General features: G+C 37.6%; 12 protein-coding genes. 7 read left to right on the plus strand and 5 right to left on the minus strand.

The window, feature by feature from the left end:
• The first annotated feature begins 122 nt into the window (after positions 1-122).
• The 4 genes from DCO46_RS09750 (at position 123) to DCO46_RS09765 (ending at position 9825) form a co-directional block, all read left to right on the plus strand.
• Positions 123-2273, plus strand: a complete 2151-nt coding sequence (locus DCO46_RS09750; protein ID WP_116752367.1) for a catalase — start codon at positions 123-125, stop codon at positions 2271-2273.
• A gap of 94 nt (positions 2274-2367) precedes the next feature.
• Positions 2368-2850 (plus strand): CinA family protein, encoded by a 483-nt coding sequence (locus DCO46_RS09755; RefSeq protein ID WP_116752368.1) that lies wholly within the window; start codon positions 2368-2370, stop codon positions 2848-2850.
• Positions 2851-2982: 132 nt separating this feature from the next.
• Positions 2983-8901, plus strand: a complete 5919-nt coding sequence (locus tag DCO46_RS09760) for an HYR domain-containing protein (protein WP_116752369.1) — start codon at positions 2983-2985, stop codon at positions 8899-8901.
• Positions 8902-8904: 3 nt separating this feature from the next.
• Positions 8905-9825: a PorP/SprF family type IX secretion system membrane protein gene (locus tag DCO46_RS09765; RefSeq protein ID WP_116752370.1), complete on the plus strand. Its 921-nt coding sequence runs from the start codon at positions 8905-8907 to the stop codon at positions 9823-9825.
• Here DCO46_RS09765 and DCO46_RS09770 read toward each other — a convergent pair.
• Both DCO46_RS09770 and DCO46_RS09775 read right to left on the minus strand, forming a co-directional pair.
• The gene (locus tag DCO46_RS09770; protein ID WP_116752371.1) at positions 9822-10463 is read right to left on the minus strand and encodes a response regulator transcription factor; all 642 of its coding nucleotides are present in this window, start codon (positions 10461-10463) and stop codon (positions 9822-9824) included. The genes DCO46_RS09765 and DCO46_RS09770 overlap by 4 nt on opposite strands.
• Before the next feature lie 33 nt (positions 10464-10496).
• Positions 10497-12719 (minus strand): tetratricopeptide repeat-containing sensor histidine kinase, encoded by a 2223-nt coding sequence (locus DCO46_RS09775; RefSeq protein WP_243416287.1) that lies wholly within the window; start codon positions 12717-12719, stop codon positions 10497-10499.
• A 343-nt stretch (positions 12720-13062) separates the two neighbouring features.
• On the opposite strand from DCO46_RS09775, the gene DCO46_RS09780 reads away from it, so the two are divergent.
• Both DCO46_RS09780 and DCO46_RS09785 read left to right on the plus strand, forming a co-directional pair.
• On the plus strand, positions 13063-13899 hold the full coding sequence (locus DCO46_RS09780; protein ID WP_116752373.1) for a sulfite exporter TauE/SafE family protein: 837 nt from the start codon (positions 13063-13065) through the stop codon (positions 13897-13899).
• Positions 13886-14293 carry a DUF1634 domain-containing protein gene (locus DCO46_RS09785; RefSeq protein ID WP_116752374.1) on the plus strand — a complete coding sequence of 136 codons (408 nt, stop codon included), beginning with the start codon at positions 13886-13888 and terminating at the stop codon, positions 14291-14293. Before DCO46_RS09780 ends, DCO46_RS09785 begins: the two co-directional genes overlap by 14 nt.
• Positions 14294-14434: 141 nt before the next feature.
• Here DCO46_RS09785 and DCO46_RS09790 read toward each other — a convergent pair whose 3' ends face one another.
• Positions 14435-15715 carry an acetyl-CoA C-acetyltransferase gene (locus DCO46_RS09790; RefSeq protein ID WP_116752375.1) on the minus strand — a complete coding sequence of 427 codons (1281 nt, stop codon included), beginning with the start codon at positions 15713-15715 and terminating at the stop codon, positions 14435-14437.
• 99 nt (positions 15716-15814) lie between these two features.
• A complete protein-coding gene (locus DCO46_RS09795) occupies positions 15815-16180 on the minus strand; it encodes a winged helix-turn-helix transcriptional regulator (RefSeq protein ID WP_116752376.1) in 366 nt (121 codons plus the stop codon).
• 80 nt (positions 16181-16260) lie between these two features.
• On the opposite strand from DCO46_RS09795, the gene DCO46_RS09800 reads away from it, so the two are divergent.
• Entirely contained in the window at positions 16261-17139 is an 879-nt protein-coding gene (locus DCO46_RS09800) for an NAD(P)H-binding protein (protein ID WP_116752377.1), read from the plus strand.
• 72 nt (positions 17140-17211) lie between these two features.
• Here DCO46_RS09800 and DCO46_RS09805 read toward each other — a convergent pair.
• Positions 17212-19555, minus strand: a 2344-nt coding sequence (locus DCO46_RS09805; protein ID WP_243416288.1) for a mechanosensitive ion channel family protein, incomplete at its 5' end; no start/stop codon positions are given.

Genomic DNA, 19555 nt, shown 5'->3' on the forward strand with positions numbered 1-19555 from the left:
CCTGTCTTCCTACTTTTGATTACTACAAACAATGAATTTTACCAAACTTTTTATAAAACCAGTCTGTAAGGTGAATTCATATGATTTCTTTCAAAAAAAAAATAAATTAAATTCCTATTAATATGAAAAAGCAGAAACCATCAAATTACGATGATACAAATAATAAGCAAAAGGATCTCGATTTGAACAGATCAAATGCAGACGGTCAATTTCTTACTACAGATCAGGGAGTTAAAATAAATGATAACAATAACTCCCTAAAAGCAGGAGAAAGAGGACCATCATTACTGGAAGATTTCATCTTAAGAGAGAAAATCACCAATTTTGACCATGAAAGAATTCCGGAACGAATTGTACATGCAAGAGGTTCTGCAGCCCACGGTTATTTTGAACTATATAAACCGTTGGGTAAATATACAAAAGCGGGTTTTCTAAATAATACCGATATTAAAACTCCTGTCTTTGTACGTTTTTCTACAGTTGCAGGATCAAGAGGATCTACAGACCTGGCGCGTGATGTTCGTGGATTTTCTGTAAAATTTTATACAGAAGAAGGGAATTATGACCTGGTTGGAAATAATATGCCTGTATTTTTTATTCAGGATGCCATGAAATTTCCGGATCTGGTTCATGCCGTAAAACCGGAACCTCATAACGAAATTCCACAAGCAGCATCTGCCCATGATACTTTTTGGGATTTTATTTCACTGATGCCCGAATCGATGCACATGATTATGTGGGTCATGAGTGACAGGGCAATACCAAGAAGCTTAAGGATGATGGAAGGTTTTGGTGTACATACTTTTAGATTCATCAATAACAAAAACGAATCCCACTTTGTAAAATTTCACTGGAAACCGGTATTAGGAACGCACAGTGTTTTATGGGACGAAGCACAAAAAATTTCAGGTAAAAACTCCGATTTTCATAAACAGGATTTATGGGAAGCTATTGAATCTGGAAATTTCCCTGAATGGGAATTGGGAGTACAGATTGTACCGGAAAGTGACGAACATAAATTCGATTTTGATTTACTGGATCCAACCAAACTAATTCCTGAAGAAATTGTACCCGTTACCATTATCGGAAAAATGACGCTGAATAAAAATCCAGATAACTTTTTTGCAGAAACAGAACAGGTAGCATTTCATCCTGGACATGTTGTTCCGGGAATTGATTTTACCAATGACCCGTTACTGCAAGGGCGTTTATTCTCTTACACAGATACACAATTGTCAAGATTAGGAAGTCCAAATTTTCATGAAATTCCGATTAACAGAACCATTGCTCCAATGCACAATAACCAGCGCGACGGACACATGCGTCAGGAAATTGCAGTTGGTCGTGTAAGTTACCATCCAAATTCATTAGGTGGCGGCTGTCCGTTTCAGGCAAAAATTGACGAAGGAGGTTTTGCCAGTTTTAACGAACGCGTAGATGCGCACAAAGTTCGTGACAGAAGTGCCAGTTTCTCAGACCATTTTAGCCAGGCGACACTTTTTTATCAAAGTCAGACCGAAACAGAACAAGCACATATTATTAATGCTTTGTGTTTTGAATTAGGAAAAGTTGAAACAGTAGCAATACGCGAAAGAATGCTGGGACTATTATCTAAGGTAGATAAAATACTGGTTAGTAAAGTAGCGAAAGGTTTGGGACTAAAAGTGCCAAAAGATTTAGAAACACCAATAAATCACGGAGTAGGAGCAGATGCCGATCCGACAAAGTACGAACCAAAAGAAGTTAAATCTGAAATTGATACTTCTGATGCCTTAAGCATACTTAAAAATGACAAAGGTTCCGGTATAATTGCAACCAGACAAATTGCCTTTTTGTGCAATGATGGGGTAAATGCTGCGTCTGTAAATAATATGAAAACCACGTTGGAAAACGGCGGGGCAGTAGTCAAAATTATTGCGCCTCACCTGGGGACTATAGTTTCTGAAGAAGGTACAGAAATTCCTGTTGACCAAAGTTACTTAACGGCAGCCTCTGTACTTTTTGATGCCGTATTTGTTCCGGCCGGAAAAGGAATTCTGGATATAAAAAATAAAAATGAAGTAAAAGAATTTGTTACTGACGCTTATAAGCATTGCAAATTTATTGCTGTTGAAGGCGAAGGAATTGAAACCCTTTGTTTTGCTCACAACGATAAAATAAGCAGGGATGTGGGTATACTGATCAGCGATCAGGCTGGCGATGAAAATTTAGCCGCTTCTTTTGCAGATGCAATAGGAAAACACCGCTTCTGGGAAAGAGAAGCAAACTTATAATATTTTGAATATTTGGAAATGGCAAAACGGATTAATCTGTTTTGCCATTTTTAATTGGTATAAAAAAGTATGTCAAAACTTTAAAACATAAACCATGGCAAGTAAAATTGTTACAGCATGTTGCGAAGCATTAATAAAGAAAAACTGGACGATATGTTTTGTCGAAAGTGCCTCGGCAGGAAAGTTAAGTTATGAATTTTCTACCGTTATGGATTCAGGAAAAATACTGATTGGCGGACTGGTTTGTTATCATGAATCTATGAAAGAAGACCTGCTTCTCATCCCGAAAGGAACAATAAAACAATATACCGCAGAATCGGCGGTTGTGACCAAATTAATGGCCAGAAATTTCCATCGTTTCGTAACATCGGATATTTGTGTGGCACTTACAGGATTAACAACTCCGGGCGGGAGCGAAAGCGCAACAAAACCCGTTGGTACCATATTTCTTCATTTTATTTTTCCGCATAAGGAAATCGCTAAAAAGTACAGGTTCATAGGAACTGCTGAAGAAATTGTTCAGAAATCTGTTGACGCTGTTGCTGCACTAGTGGCTAATGAAGCAAAGAATAACTAAAAAATTCTTCTCAGTTATGAAGATAAATTACATATAAATCTTCTGATTAAAATCACTATTTCTAGTGACATTTAAGATTCTGTGATACTATAGTTTTGCAACTTAAATCAAGTGTAAAATATAGTATTGAGAATGAAAAAAAATTCTACTACATCCAAAACAAATAATAAAAGACAGCTTATTCTAATACTGCTTTTATTATCAGGAATAATATTTTCTTATGGACAAAACGGCTGTCCGCAAATACCAAAATCTATAATTGACGGCTCCAACGGATTTACCGTTACCGGCAAATCCTTTTCGGATGATTTGGGTTTAAAAGCCAGATCTGCCGGAGACATAAACGGCGACGGAATTCCTGATTTAATGATATCAGCACCCGGTGCCGATTTTGGCGGACTGTCCAATGTTGGTGAAATTTACGTGATTTTTGGAGGATCCGGTTTTTCACTTGAGACTTTTGATGTTACCACTTTAGACGGAACCAATGGTTTTATCATAAGAGGAGAAATTGCAGAAGAACAATTAGGCCTGTCTTTAGATATTGCAGGAGATTTTAATCATGATGGGATAAACGATATTATTGCATCCTCAAATTTTGAACCTTCCGGACAAGGAAGAGCTTTTGTCTTTTATGGAAAAAGCACCCCTTTTCAGGCTTTATACAATCGTACCGATATAGATAATTCAAAAGGTATCTTTATCACCATACATGAATCCACTACTGTAAAAAATGTTAGTTATGCCGGAGATATCAACCATGACGGTATAAGCGATGTTATAGTTTCAGATAATTCCAATTCAGGCGGTAAACATTATATCATTTTTGGTAGTGCCGCACCATCCGATATCACTACTTCTGCACTTACGGGCAGTAACGGTTTTGCTATAGTAGGATATGCTGCAAGTTTTGTCAGTATGAACGCTGTTTGCAAAAATGCAGGAGATTTTAATAATGACGGAATAGATGACCTGGTTTTAGGTTATCCGTCAATGTCAGACGGAACGGATAGCAGCGCAGGAAGAACAATTGTGTTATTTGGTAAAAACCTGGTATTTCCGGCCATAATTCAGTTAGATAACCTGACAGCCGGCGAAGGATATATAATTCTGGGTACAGGAGTTTCTGCTAATATGGGAACCTCGGTAGCCGCTGCGGGAGATTTTAATCAGGACGGAATTGCTGATATTATAATTGGCGCACCGGGCAAAAACGTTAATGGAATTTTAAAAGCAGGTGAAGCCTATGTTGTTTTTGGCAATAGCGGTCTTTCGGGTACATCATCAGTTTCGAATATTACATCGGCTACAGGAGTTATTTTTCAGGGATCACTGAATTCCGGCAAATTCGGAACCTTTGTTACCGGTATAAAAGATATAAATAAGGATTCCAAAGCTGATGTTGCCATTGCTGCCGAAATAGGAATCAGTTATAATGGAGCTGTTTACATGGTATATGGAGGAAATACAGCAACGGGAATTGTAAACGAAAAAAACATTGTCCATACATTAGGGTATCAGGTTTTTGATACGGATAAAAATTTTTCGAGCGGAATATTCGGTTCTGATGTAGGGGGTCTTGGTGATTTTAATCAGGACGGAACCAATGATTTTGTAATTGGTAATATCCGAAAATTTGGATATAGCAATAAGGGTACTGCTTATATTTTTTATGGAGAAAAAGCAGATCATACAGATAATGTAATTCCAACAATTACCTGTCCGGGAAATCAGGAGCTTTTTGCTAATGCTACATTGCCTGATTATATTTCTATGCTGGAGGTTTTAAACGATAATTGCACCTTTACCAGTAATTATGATTTAATCACTACTCAAAACCCGCCTCACGGAACTTTATTTACAGCAGATACCAATGTTATTATCACGGTAACCGATTTATCAGGAAATACAAATTCCTGTAGTTTTTTGGTAAAACTAAAGAGTCCGACACCACCGCAGAACTGCAAAAGTTTTGATTCTTCAGTAGATAAGATAGACGGATCAAATGGATTTGTAATGTATGGAGAACCAGGAGTAACTAAGGCCGGATATAGTGTGAGCAAAGCCGGAGACATTAATGGAGACGGAACAGACGATTTTATTGTCAGTGCTCTTGGGGCTTATTATTCTTCTTCAGGAGCTTTTGGAAATAAAAGTGAGACAAAGAAAGGAGCAGCTTATGTTATTTTTGGTACTACGGCAGGATTTCCTCCGACAATTGATTTTAGATTTTTAAATGGCAGTAACGGATTTATTATTCGAAATGATATTAATCCGGGCGAATTTGACGAAATCGGATATTCAGTATCAGAAGCGGGTGACCTTAATGGTGATGGACTGGCAGACATAATGATGAGTGCACCATCTACAAACGGACCTTCATTTAGCTTTTACATTGGTGCTGTCTATGTGATCTTCGGAAAAACGGGCGGTTATTCGTCTGAGTTCTTTTTATCGTCATTAAACGGAAATAATGGTTTTACATTTAAGGGAGCTGTCAATTTTGAGCGTAACGGATTCAGCATGGACAGTGCGGGAGATTTTAACAGCGATGGTTACAGCGACATTCTTATTGGCGGACTTGGAAGTAGTGTTCCGAAAGCCTATGTTATTTATGGTAAAAATGGTGGCTTTCCGGCTCTGCTTTTAAGCTCAGACATAAACGGAACAAATGGTGCCGTAATTACCAGTAGCTCTGCAACTGATAAAGTGGGCAGATCTGTAGCCTCTTTAGGAGATGTTAATGGAGATGGTATTCCGGATATTGCATTAGGAAGTTTTGATGGTGCCAAAAAGTTTATTGTTTACGGTCGTTCCGGTTTTCCGGCTTCATTTGATGTGATGACCTTAAACGGCAGTAATGGTTTTACTGTAGAACATTCGACACAAACATTACAATACGGACGTGTCAATAAAGCAGGAGATTTAAATCACGATGGATTTAATGATATTGCCTTTAGCAGAAATTATATTCTTTTTGGATCTTCTTCCATGCCCGCTTCAGTAGATCTGAAAGACCTCAACGGTACTAACGGATTTACGATAACAGATACACATATAAGTGATAAATTTGGAGGTATTGGTGATTTTAATAATGACGGCATCGACGATTATGTTTTTCTATATGGTAATTCTTATGCGTATGTTTTATTTGGAAAAAATACTTGGAATTCAACTGTAGAGCTGACCAAATTTTCTCCTGCAGACGGAATTAGAGTTTATATTGGCTATTTGAGTGATTCAAATATAGATTTTGCAGGCGACATCAATCATGACGGTTTTGATGACCTGATTGTGGGAACTCCTTTAAGCGTTTATTCCAGTGAACTAAAAATAAACATTAATCCGGGAAAAGCCTATCTAATCTATGGCAGGGCTTCAATATTAGACACAGAAAAGCCTGTTATCACCAGTTGTCCGTCAGATACAGCAATGAATGTCGGAGATGTAATTCCGAATTATAAGTTTTCATTAATTTCAAAAGATAACTGTGACGAAAAACCTGTTATCACACAAACTCCTGCCGAAGGAACAGTGTTTACCGGAGATCCTGTAACAGTAGTGCTAACGGTAACAGATGCAAGTTCTAACTATGAGACGTGTACTTTTAACATTACACTTGCCGTAGATAACGTAAATCCGGTTTTATTTTGCCCAGGAAACAAACAGTTGGCCTGTGGTTCAGTAATTCCTGATTACATTAGCGAATTAATAGTATATGATGACATCGATACAGATGTTGAGGTAATACAAACCCCGGCAGTGGGTACGGCTTTCTTTGACGGAATGGATATTTCGTTTACGGCAAAAGACGACGCAGGAAACGAAAGCAAATGCAGTTTCCATATTACTGCCTCAGGGCCTGATACGGCTCCGCCGACATTTAACTGCCCGACAAACCTAACCCTTAATTGTGGTGACGTACTGCCTGATTATGCTTCAGATCCTATTATGAATGTAGCTGATAATTGCAGCAAGACCATAACTTCTGAAATGACACCTCCGGCAGGAACTCCATTTTATGACGGAATAAAAATTCATATTACATACAAAGACGAATCAGGTAATGCAGATTCTTGTGATCTTACCATACATGCCGCAACTCCTGACATAACAGCACCGGTTATTACCTGTATTGGGAATCAGGGTTTATCTTGTGAAGCAGTATTACCGGATTATACCTCTTTGGTTTCCGCAACAGACAATTGTACAGGAACAATAACAATTACGCAAAATCCCGTAGCCGGAACTGCTTTTACTCCCGGAATGGCGGTAAAAATAACAGCAAAAGACATTTCAAACAACGAATCGTATTGTGATTTCACCGTTAACCTTTCTGCCGACAGCACACCTCCGGTAATTGTATGCCCCGGAAACCAGAGCTTAGAATGCGGAAGTACAATTCCGGATTATACCACTCTGGTGACTGTTACGGACAATTGTGATGCCGCCCCGGTTCTTACTCAAAATCCGGTTGCCGGAACTCTTTTTGTGGACGGAATGACTATTACAATTACCGCAACAGATATTTCGAATAACTACTCAAATTGTAATTTTATTATAAATAATGCCCCAGATACAACTTCACCAGTTATAAATTGTATTAACAATCAGGAATTAGAATGCGGAAGTACCATTCCGGATTATACCGCTTTAGTTACAGCGACCGATAATTGCGATGCAGTTCCGGTTATCACACAAAGTCCGGCTGTTGGAACTCCATTCGTAAACGGAATGACCATAACACTCACAGCAAAAGATGTTTCTGGTCACGAAGGCTATTGCAGTTTTGTCATCAACGCTTCCGCGGATAATGTACCTCCGGTTATAACGTGTATCGGAGATCAGAATATAACCTGTGAAAAGATAATTCCGGATTATACCTCCTTAATTACGGCCACGGATAATTGTGATGCTTCACCAATAATCACACAGGAACCAACAGCAGGAAGCACATTTGTGGATGGAATGACAATTACGGTAACCGCAAAAGATGCTTCAAACAATGAATCGTATTGCAGTTTTAAAGTAAACGCTTCCGCGGATACCACTCCTCCGGAAATGATCTGTCCCGGAGACCAAAACCTATTATCCTATCTGGATTTACCGGACTATATAAACTTAGTTACGGTAAAAGACAATTGCGATACTAATTTTACTATTATTCAAAATCCGCCACCGGGCTCTGCAGTTGCAGAGGGGATGAGCGTTGAGATGAGCCTTACAGACAGTAGCGGAAATTCAGCAAGCTGTTCCTTTACTATTCATTTAATTACAGATACAGAATCTCCTCAGATTACTTGTCTGCAAAACCAGTCAGTAGCCTGTTCAGAAACGAAAGTGCCTGATTTTACGACTATAATTTCAGTATCCGATAATGTAGATCCGAATCCGGTTATTACGCAGGATCCGGCTGCAGGAAGCGATTTTACAGACGGAATGACAATCAATATTACGGCCAGAGATATGGCAGGAAATGAATCGAATTGTCCATTTCAGCTGAATGCAGTTATTTTATTGGTAGATGCAGGAAATGATGTAGAAATAAAGGAAGGCGAAAATATACAGATTGAAGCCTTAGCTACAAAAGACGGAACTTTTACCTGGACTCCGTCAGAAGGCGTGAGCAATACAGCAATTGCTAATCCTTTGTTTTCACCAGTTACCACTACTACTTATACGGTTAATTTTATAAGTGAAGACGGTTGCGAAGCCCAGGATGCTGTTACTATTTCGGTACTGCCAAAACAAACAGACGAAACCAAATATGGGTTTTCGCCAAACAACGATGGTATAAACGATTTCTGGCTGATTGATGATATTACCCAATATCCAAATAACAAAGTATCCATTTACAACCGTTGGGGCGATTTGGTTTTCCAGATTACGGGATACGATAACACCACGAATGTTTTTACCGGAATAGCCAACAAAAGCAAAAACCTTGGTGCCAATGAGCTTCCCGAAGGAACATATTTCTTCGAAATCAATCCAAATGCAGATAATCACCATTTCACAAAACTTAAGGGATACCTTGTTTTAAAACGATAATTCATGAAAAGAATAGTAAATACACTCCTTATAACATTATTATTAATTATTTTTTTAGAAAGGGCATATGCACAGCAAACGCCAGTTTATTCGACTTATAATTACAATACTGTCCTTATAAACCCGGCTCATGCAGGTTTTTATGAAAATACAGATATGGTCCTGACAACAGATGGTTATTTTAATTCTGCTGTTGACGGAAGCCCAAGAAGCTTTGATGTTTCGTTAAATACATTGGCGTGGTCAGACAAGGTAGGTCTGGCCGCGGGTATTTCGCATGATGAAATTGGTGTCACAAACACCACCAGTTTTTTTACCTCATATGCTTATAAAATTCATTTCAATTCAGGCAAAGAAGAGAAGGCTAGTGGTTATAATTCGACCTTTATTTCGTTTGGATTAACAGCAGGAGGGATGCTTTATAATGAAAACCTAACCAAATTAGGATTAGAAAACGATCCCGAATTTCAGGAAGATATTAATGTTTTTACACCCACGCTTGGACTTGGTTTTTTGTATAACAGAGAAAACCTCTATGTTGGGATTTCTGCTCCAAATGTGCTCAACAGCGCTTTCAATTCAAAAAACAATACCAATTTAGAAAATGTATATTACGGATACTTTGGTTACCGGTTTTTTAAAGGCGAATTGGAAGATGTGGTAATAACTCCCGGCTTTTTGGCAAAATATACCGAAGGAGCACCATTTCAGGCCGATTTAAATCTATTGGTAAATTATAAAAACAAAGTCGAATTTGGTGGCGGTTACCGCACTTCGGATACTGTCAATCTTCTGGCTGGTTTTTATATAAAAGACAATTTTAAAATAATCTGTACGTACAACAAATCATTTGACAATGTTGTAATCCCGGACACTTTCGGACTTGTTCTCAATTACAGGTTCGGAAGAGGTTTTGAATATTAATCAACCAAACCATTCTCAACGGCATATTTTACAAGTCCCGCCGTATTTTTGGCATTCAGTTTAGATAATAAGTTTTTGCGGTGCGTGTTTACAGTATTCAGGCTGATAAAAGTTTTTTCAGCAATTTCTGCAGTATTGTATTCATGCGCTATCAAAACCAGGATTTCTTTTTCGCGAGAGCTAAGTTCCGTTAAAGTTGACACCTGTTTCTCAATTCTCAGATTGTTCGAGAGATGTTTTTCTTCTGTTTCTTCAGAAAAGTAATTCTCACCGTTTGCAATTGTATTGATTGCCTCCAGTAATTCGGCTTTCTCGGCATTTTTCAATAAATAGCCATTAACGCCAATTCGGATCAGTCGCGAAATAATACTAACATTACTGTGTGTACTTACCACCAGAATCCGGATAGCAGGATATTTCTTTTTTAAGATTTTACTCAGTTCGATACCGTCCATTTCAGGCATGCTGATATCAAGAATTACTAAATCGACAGGCTGTTGCCCAATAATTTCCAACGCTTCAAGACCGTTTATTGCCTTGCCGGTAATTTCAATATTAGGTTCCTGTTCCAATAGCGAAATGATTCCCTGTAGGAACATAGTGTGATCGTCGGCGATAAGAATTTTGATTTTGCTCATTATATAAAAAAATTAATAGTCAGTTTGCAGTAATTAAAGTTTACTTTTTAATTCATCAAGCTGATCTTTTAAGTCAATTCCTTTCAGGATGTTTTTTTTAGATTTAGTTGTTTCTGCAAAAGAGGGGATTTCTATATTTATTATAGTCCCTCTTTTCAGTTTTGAGTCTATTAAAAGAGAACCGTTTAGTTTCTTAATTCGTGTTTCGAGATTAATAAAACCAATTCCCTGTTTGTAATTTCCGGTATTAAAACCAATTCCGTTATCTTCAAACAAAACATTCAGGTCATTGTCGATGAGGTTGAGCTGAATTTCTATCTGAGTAGCTTTGGCATGTTTAATTGTATTGGTCAGCAGCTCCTGGATAATTTTGAAAACTTCAATCTGAATCACCTCGCTCATTTCATTAATTCCCTTTTTCGGATATGTCAGAAATGAAATCTTGAGATCACTCGCAGCACTGATATTGTTGAGGTAAGATTCTAAAACTTCACAAAATTTGTTCTGGCTGAATTTCTTCGGCATCAAAGTATGCGACAAACTTCTGACTTGCTGATACGTGTCATCCAGCTGCAGGTTGATATTTTCAATATTCGAAAAATTACTGCTTGCCAAATGGTTCAGCTGTAATTTGATAGCTGCAAGATTTCCGCCGATGCTGTCGTGCAGTTCCTGCGAAATACGTTCGCGTTCCTTGTCCTGTCCGCTGATAGAAGCCTTGATCAGTTTTAATTCCTGGTCTTTCAGGATTCCGTTTATTTTCTGCGAACTGATTTCAGCCTGTTTACTGTTCAGTAAGCGTTGTGCTTTTAGACGTTTATAATATTGAAACAAAAGTCCTGTAATCGGAATCAGTAAAATCAAAAAGGCAATTATGGTAAAAAGCCTGGTTTTCTTTTGCTGGTTTATTTCTAAAGCCTTTAGTTGCTGGTCTTTCTTCAATAAAGAAATTTCATTTAACTTTTTCTCCGATGAATTCTGAAAAAATAAAATCGTATTTTCATTTTCCTTATTGGTAATTTCTTCCTGAAGGCGCATGTTTTTTATAGCCTCAAACTGATTTTCCAGCGTCAGTTTTTTGGTCGCATTCTCAAATTGCAAAGCTTCAATTTCCTTTTCTTTCTGACTTGTTTTATACTTTACGTCGAGTTCGTTAATTTCCTTCTGATTCTGAAGATGGGTTATGGAATCCTTTATTTTATAATACTTATTGCTAAAATGATAAGCATTTTTATAATCATCCTGGGCAATGGCAATTTCTTTCAGCGCATTATAAATAACCGTTTGTTCATTTAACAGCCCCAGTTTAAGCGCATTTTCTAATCCTGAAGAATAAATCAGTTTTGCCGTATCGTATTTTTTGGATTCCAGGTAAATTTTTCCCGTATTCAGTCTCGCAATTAGCGCAATTTGGTTGTATTCGTTGGCATCGGCGATTTTAATAGCCTCATTATAAAGCTTCAAAGCCTCTGCTTTTTTGTTTTGTTCCTCCAGATTGCTGGCAAGACTTATAGCCACAATAGCCTTGCAGTTATTATTGTTTTGCTGTTGGCACAAAATATTTGCCTTGTTGAGGTATTGGTTAGAAAGGTCAAATTCTTTTTGAGCCGCGTAAATATCACCAATATTAATATAGCTGCCATAAATAATCTCAGGATCTTCCTTATATTCAAGACATTGCTTAAACAATTTCAAAGCATTTTTATTATCTCCCAATTGACTGTAAACCAAAGCCAAACCATGTGTATGTGTATAGAACAGGTTTTTTTCATTGTATTTCTGCGAAACTTCAATGCCTTTCAGGTGCCATTTTTTACTTTCACCCAATAAACCTCTTTTTTTATAATTCATCGCCAGCAGGTTATATCCAAGAGAATAAAGCCTGTTTTTGAGTGAATCATTTACTACCGTATTAAATTTTAATGCCTGATTGGTATAATAAATAGAAGAATCTATGACCGCTTTTTTGTTAAAATAATAGGCAAGGAGCAAATCAGCACAAGCAGTGGTGCGGTTATTATGGGAAGTTTTTAATATGGAATGTGCTTTGAGATACGCCTTTTTCTCATCGCCTTTATTGTACAAAGCATACAAATCGGCAATTTTTTTTCCTTCCTTAACTTCAGTTGGATTTTTATATACAAAAGACTTCTTTTTATTTTCGATCTGCGCCTGCAGGCCAAACGATAAAATTAAGAACAACAGTAAATGAAGTCTTTTAAAATAAAGTACCATAAAATCGATAGTTAAGCTCAAAAAATAAAAGTTAAAGCGTTGTAAATTGGGGATTTATAAAAGAAAACCAGAAATGATTTAAATGTTAAAAATAATATAAATTGGTTAGAAAACACTCTTTTTTTATTCTTTTTTTGAAAAGAGTTTGTGATAAAAATAGTCTGTTTTGAATGGATTAAATTTAAAAAAAAATGAAAGAATTTTAAGATCACGGAATTTTTAAGGTATTTTTAAGCGGAGATTTATTGTATTGATAATTAGTTGTTTATGTGTTTATTTTAGTTTTTTATGGCTTTGTTGTAAAATGCGATGCTGTCAAAGCAAATATGTATTTGTAAATTAGCAGTCAAATAAAGAAATCCAAATGACAGTACTTACATTTACCCTGATTATGATTTTGGGAGCTTTTCTGGCTGGTTTTATAGGATCATTATCAGGATTAGGAGGCGGAATCATCATCATACCTCTTTTAACAATCGTTCTCGGAGTTGATATTCATTATGCCATCGGGGCGGCTTTGGTTTCTGTAATTGCCACTTCATCCGGTTCGGCTGCAGCTTATGTAAAAGAAGGAATTACCAATATGCGTCTGGGGATTTTTCTCGAAATTGCCACCACTTTGGGAGCGGTTGGCGGAGCACTTCTTTCTGCCATTGCACCCACATCTTTTATAGCCGTCTTATTCGGGCTTACCCTGATTTTCTCGGCCATCAATTCATTAAGAAAAAAAGAAGAACATATTGTTTTAGAATCCAGTCCATTAGCTAAAAACCTAAAACTGCAGGGAACTTATCCTTCGCATGACGGAGAAATAATCAGTTACGGAACAAAGAATGTAATAGGAGGGTTCAGCATGATGGGAATTGCCGGAATGATGTCAGGATTACTCGGAATTGGTTCCGGAGCCTTTAAAGTAATTGCGATGGATAACATTATGCGAATTCCGTTTAAAGTTTCGACTACCACAAGCAATTTTATGATGGGAGTAACCGCAATGGCGAGTTCCGTAATTTATATTCAAAAAGGATATATTGAGCCCGGAATCTGTATGCCGGTTGTGATTGGCGTTTTGTTTGGCGCTATGGCCGGAGCTAAAATCCTGGTGAAAACAAACCCTAAAAAACTGCGAATCTTTTTTGCCTGCTTAATTTTTGTACTCGCCTTAAACATGATTTATAACGGACTTAATGGAAAAATCTAAGCACATGACACAGGAAAAATTCGGAGAAAAAGATTTTCAGAAAATAGTGGGTAATTTATTGCGTTACGGAGTCTGGATTTCGTTATCAGTAGCCTTTATCGGCGGAATTGTATATTTATTGCACCACGGAAATGACATCGAAAACTATTCGGTTTTCAAAGAAAATGACAGAAATATTTTTGAAGTAATTGCTTCTGTTTATAAAGGCGTAATTCAGGGAAGCGGAGAATCCATAATATTCTTCGGAATCGTTTTACTTTTCCTGACACCGGTATTTAGGGTGTTACTGTCGTTATTTTCTTTCCTTTTAGAAAAAGATTATCTGTACGTAATAATCACCACAATCGTTATTGGAATTATCATTATGAGCATCTCATTTGGATTCTCTCATTAAATGATAATTTCCCGCAAGTCGCAAAGACGCAAAGTAAATTTAAATTAAAAACTCTGCGTCTTCGCGACTTTGCGAGATTAATAAATTAAAGCTTGCTTTGTCCCTTTGAAACTTTGTCCCTTTGAACCTTCAAAAAAAAACTTATTTCTCAATAATCATAGTAATCCCTTGTCCTCCGGCAGCACAGATCGAGATAAAACCTCTTCCGGAGCCTTTTTCGTTAAGCAGTTTTGCCATTACACCAATAATTCTTCCGCCCGTAGCCGCAAACGGATGCGCTGCAGCCAGACTGCTTCCTTTTACGTTTAGTTTGTTTCTGTCAATAGCGCCAAGAGATTTTTTAAGACCAATTTCCTTGCTTAGTTCCGGACTTTCCCAGATTTTAAGCGTTGCCAGAACCTGAGCAGCAAAAGCCTCGTGAATTTCATAATAATCAAAATCCTGTAAAGTCAAATTTGCTTTTTCCAACATTCTGGATGCTGCGAATAAAGGCGCTAATAATAAATTCTGTTGATTTTTTACATATTCAATAGCCGCAACTTCAGCGTGAGTGATGTAAGCTAAAATGGGTAAATTATGTTCTTTTGCCCATTCTTCACTCGCCAAAAGAATACCCGAAGCACCATCGGTAAGCGGAGTAGAGTTACCTGCCGTAAGCGTTCCGTTGGTTTTGTCAAAGGCCGGAGCCAGTTTTGCCAGTTTCTCTAAAGTACTGTCTTTTCTTAAATTATTGTCTTTATCAAGTCCGTTAAACGGAGTGACCATATCGCTGAAAAAACCTTCGTCATACGCTTTTGCCATATTCAGGTGGCTTTTTAATGCCAGCTGATCCTGATCTTCTCTGGATATTTTATAATATTTAGCCGTAATTTCCGTATGTCCGCCCATCGAAAGTCCGGTTTGGGATTCTTCGTTTCTTGGTACAAGCGGAGTAAGGTCTTTTGGTCGGATTTTCAGGAATGTTTTTATTTTACCTCCAAGTGATTTTGCTTTTCGGGCCTCAAGCAATATTTTTCTCAGTTTTTCGCTCACCGCAATCGGCATGTCGCTGATAGAATCAACGCCACAGGCAATTCCCGATTCGATCTGGCCAAGCGCAATTTTGTTGGCAATATAAATGGCACTTTCAATTCCGGTATCGCAGGCCTGTTGCAGGTCGCAGGCAGGAGTAGCAGGATCAAGAGCTGTTCTCATTACGCATTCTCTGATCAGGTTGTTGTCTGTAACATGTTTGATTACCGCTCCACCAACAACTTCACCAAGTAACTGACCCTGAAGATTATATTTTTCAACAAGTCCGTCAAGCGTAGCCGTCATCATTTGTAAATTGCTTACGTCTGAATAAAAAGTATTGGCTCTCGCAAACGGAATTCTGTTATACCCAACAATGGCAACTTTCCTAATATTTTCCTGATTTCCCATATTGATTTTTCTTAAGGTTTGTTTTTGGTTTGATTTAAATTTGGAAGGTTAAATTTAGTGTTTAAATTTTTATAACAAACTAATACAATAATTTGTTTTTTAAACCTTATAAACCCCATCCTTTTCCTTAAAAGCCCATTCTGCCATAGCATGAATCACCGGAATCAAACCATTTCCGGAATTGCTTAAACGATATGTTACAAATGGTGGAACAACCGGTTTTGCTTCTCTGATTACCAATCCATCGGCTTCAAGTTGTTTCAGATGCTGAATAAGCATTTTTTCCGTTATGGCCGGAATCGCTCTTTTGAGTTCGCTGTAGCGTTTATCGCTGGTTGATAAATGATACAGGATAATGGGCTTCCAGTATCCGCCGATTTTTTCCATTACATACGTAACAGGGCAGGTGTCTAAGGCATATTGCTTATTTTCCTGAATTGTTGAGGCTTCTTTAATTGCTGTCATAATACATACTTTAGGGTAAGTACTTGTATAAAAGTAAGTACAAATATACCTTTGTTTCTGTAAATAAAAAACAATTTAAGATGAAAATAATAATTACAGGTTCGTTAGGGAACATCGGAAAACCATTGGCAAAACAATTAGTAAGTGCCGGGCATGTGGTAACAGTGATCAGCAGTAATGCCGACAGAAAAGAAGCAATTGAAAAAATAGGAGCAAAGGCAGCTGTTGGTTCCGTAAGTGACAGTACATTTTTGGCTGATACTTTTGCCGGAGCAGATGCACTTTTTGCGATGACACCGCCAAATTTAGGAGGAGCAAACGTGATTTCGAATACGGTAAATGCCGGAAAAGCTTTTGCGGAAGCAATAGAAAAATCAAAAATCAAACGTGTTGTAATGCTGAGTAGTATTGGGGCTCATTTGCCAAACGGAAACGGGCCAATTGCCGGACTACATCCAATCGAAGCGTTGTACAATAATTTAGAAAATACTGCCGTAACTATTTTACGTGCCGGATTTTTCTATACCAATTTATACAACGACGTTCCGATGATAAAAGGTGCCGGAATCATGGGAGCCAATTATCCTGCAGATGCCAAAATGCCTTTGGTACATCCGGAAGATATTGCAGCGACAGTAGCCGAAGAGTTGCAAAAAGAAGCGACAGGAAAAAATATTCGTTACATCATCAGCGATGTGCGTACACCAGGTGAAATTGCAAAAGCGATTGGATCAGCGATTGAAAAAACAGATTTACCATGGGTTGAGTTTACTGACGAACAATCTTTGCAGGGAATGACGCAAGCCGGATTACCGGAAGAAATTGCAGGTTTGTATACCGAAATGGGTTCAGGGTTGCGAAGCGGTAAGATTTCGGAACATTTCCTCAACGGTAATTTTTCTGTTGACGGAAAAATTAAACTGGAAGATTTTGCCAAAGAATTTGCAGCGAAATTTTAATCCTTTAAACAATAAAAAAAGCCGTCGGAAATAAATCTGACGGCTTTTTTGTTTTAATTAAAACTGAATTCCTTAGCTTGAAAAGGTCAGCCCTTTTGCTTTAAAATTACTGAATAAAACCTGACGGGCAGTGCTCACCGTTTCTTCGGTTCTGTAAATACTGCACCAGAATTTGATCTGAATTTTATATTTTCCGTCAGAAATCGCATTGTAATAGATTTGCGAAGGCTTGATATTGTTAACCAGTGCAATCGTCTCCAGCGATTTTTGAATAGTATCGTTAATTTCATCCGGAGTGGTATCTCCTGTAATTTCAATCGAAACATCAACTAGCTTAAAATTGTCCGTATAAGTCCAGTTCGTAATATTTTGCGACAATAGATTACCATTCGGGATAATAATTTCGGCACCGTTCGGAGCGTTAATTTTAGTCGTACGAAGCCCCATGGATTTTACACGTCCGGATTCTGAACTGATATCGACAACATCACCAATCTGAATGGGTTTGTCAAAAATCAAAATAATGCCCGATACGAAGTTATTTACAACGTTTTGTAATCCAAGTCCAACACCGACACCCAAAGCTCCTAAAAGTATGCTTAATTTGTCCAGAGGCATGCCAGAGGCTGCAACAGCCAAAAGATATCCGACAATTAAAACAACCAGTCTTGTAATCAGTAATTTTGAATGTTGTCTTTTATTTATGTTTTCTTCGTTTTCATCATCTACTTCACCAAAAAAGTACGCCACATATTTTTGCAGTAAATGCGCCACCCAAATAATAATAAAAAACAAAAGGATATTTCCTAACGTAAAAGTGATGCTTCCGATCGTGTTGGGATGGCTAAGCAAATTCCCCAGCGAAGTTCGAAGCGATTCCCAAAAATTCAGGTTAGAACCAATTACCACCAGCCACATATAGCTGATAATGATGATAAAAGGCTTTTTGAGCGTGTCGGATAAACTTTCGTGGTCAAAAATCTTTTCGATTCCGCGTTTTACCCTTGTCGTATAGATTTGTAAAAGAATAATTTCAAGAATAATTTTTATCAGTACGCTTAATGCAACAATCTGTGTAAGAGAGACAAAAGCAGTAACACTTAGCATATTTGAAAGCGATACACGTCCGAAAATGTTATACAGTATCGATAATCCATTAAATCCGATAAAAATAATATTCGCCCATTTAAAGAAACCTTTGATGTATAATTCGTTCTTCAGACTCTTAATCTGAACCAGTCCGTAACGGATTCCCAAAACGTTAATCACAATAAAGCAACAGCGTTGCAGTAGTCCTACGGTAATGAATAAATCCAGAAAACAAAGGGCAAAGAACAATCCTAAAAGCAGTGTCCAGTTGCGCATGGCGTTTCCTGACCAGTGATTTTTGAAAAGAATCGTAAGAATTCCGAGCAAAATGAGCTGAAGTATTTCTATAAACAGAGCAGGAGCATACAGATTGCTCACTACAGCGATATTAAGACCTATTACAGCCACCGGAATGATAACTCCCTTGTTCAGGTATTTAAAATTTAAAAGAGCCAGATTTTCGGCATGTCCGTTGTTTTTTAAATATTTCAGGTTGCGAAAAATATACCAGCCCAGTAAACCCATTAAAATTGCAAGGCTAATTAATCCTCCTGCGCGGTAACTTGCGTAATAAGCAGCAACGCTTTCTTCAATAATAATTTTTGATTTGATGGTCTGGGTAACTTTTTGCTTCGGCACAGAATCGGCAATGCTCCATAAAAATGGATATTCTTTCTTCAGCATGCTGATTCCTGATTTTTCCAGATTGTTTTCTACCGTAATCAGGGCATTAGAAACCGCAATTTTTCTTTCTACGGTCAGTCTTTTGTTTTTGTTTAAAACCCCCTGGTTTTTAGTCATCAGACTATCCGTGTTCTTGTATTTTTTTCTAAGATTCGCAAATTCGTTTTTAAATTGTTTGCGTCGGATAGTATCTTTTATAAGGCCAACCAGAGTTTTGTCTTTACGTAATTCGATAAACCGGTCTTTGATTTTTTCCAGGTTTTTGTTACGTAAATTGATGGCGTCGTTTTGCTCGTCAAGCTCCTGTTGGATTTCTCTTAGAACAATACGATACATTTGCTGGTTACGCACATTCGGATTTGCACCTTTAAGGCTTTCTAAAATTAAATCGAGTTTGCTTTGGGTCCTTTTGATTTCTCCAAACAAATGATGGCTTGCTCCGTCAAAATCGGCATCGTTGTAAGCAGTTTCCATTACGGCACTTGCTTTTTCGATCGCCATCAGATAATCACTGTCGGTTGTTGTTTCTTCAAATAATTTAGACCGGCTTTCTGTTTTTTTAGGCGTTGTCTGCGAGTAGGTTAGCGGTGCAAAAAACAGCAAGGCAAATAAGGCAGATAAAAAAATAAAATTTCTTTTTTGA

Source organism: Flavobacterium sp. HTF, assembly GCF_003105115.1.
GTDB lineage: Bacteria > Bacteroidota > Bacteroidia > Flavobacteriales > Flavobacteriaceae > Flavobacterium.

Bases quoted from the DNA above. Each gene is read 5' to 3' on its own strand.
- DCO46_RS09800 (WP_116752377.1), top strand. From the start codon at position 16,261: ATGAAAATAATAATTACAGGTTCGTTAGGGAACATCGGAAAACCATTG.
- DCO46_RS09780 (WP_116752373.1), top strand. From the start codon at position 13,063: ATGACAGTACTTACATTTACCCTGATTATGATTTTGGGAGCTTTTCTG.
- DCO46_RS09770 (WP_116752371.1), bottom strand. From the start codon at position 10,463: ATGAGCAAAATCAAAATTCTTATCGCCGACGATCACACTATGTTCCTA.
- DCO46_RS09790 (WP_116752375.1), bottom strand. From the start codon at position 15,715: ATGGGAAATCAGGAAAATATTAGGAAAGTTGCCATTGTTGGGTATAAC.
- DCO46_RS09765 (WP_116752370.1), top strand. From the start codon at position 8,905: ATGAAAAGAATAGTAAATACACTCCTTATAACATTATTATTAATTATT.
- DCO46_RS09785 (WP_116752374.1), top strand. From the start codon at position 13,886: ATGGAAAAATCTAAGCACATGACACAGGAAAAATTCGGAGAAAAAGAT.
- DCO46_RS09760 (WP_116752369.1), top strand. From the start codon at position 2,983: ATGAAAAAAAATTCTACTACATCCAAAACAAATAATAAAAGACAGCTT.
- DCO46_RS09755 (WP_116752368.1), top strand. From the start codon at position 2,368: ATGGCAAGTAAAATTGTTACAGCATGTTGCGAAGCATTAATAAAGAAA.
- DCO46_RS09750 (WP_116752367.1), top strand. From the start codon at position 123: ATGAAAAAGCAGAAACCATCAAATTACGATGATACAAATAATAAGCAA.
- DCO46_RS09795 (WP_116752376.1), bottom strand. From the start codon at position 16,180: ATGACAGCAATTAAAGAAGCCTCAACAATTCAGGAAAATAAGCAATAT.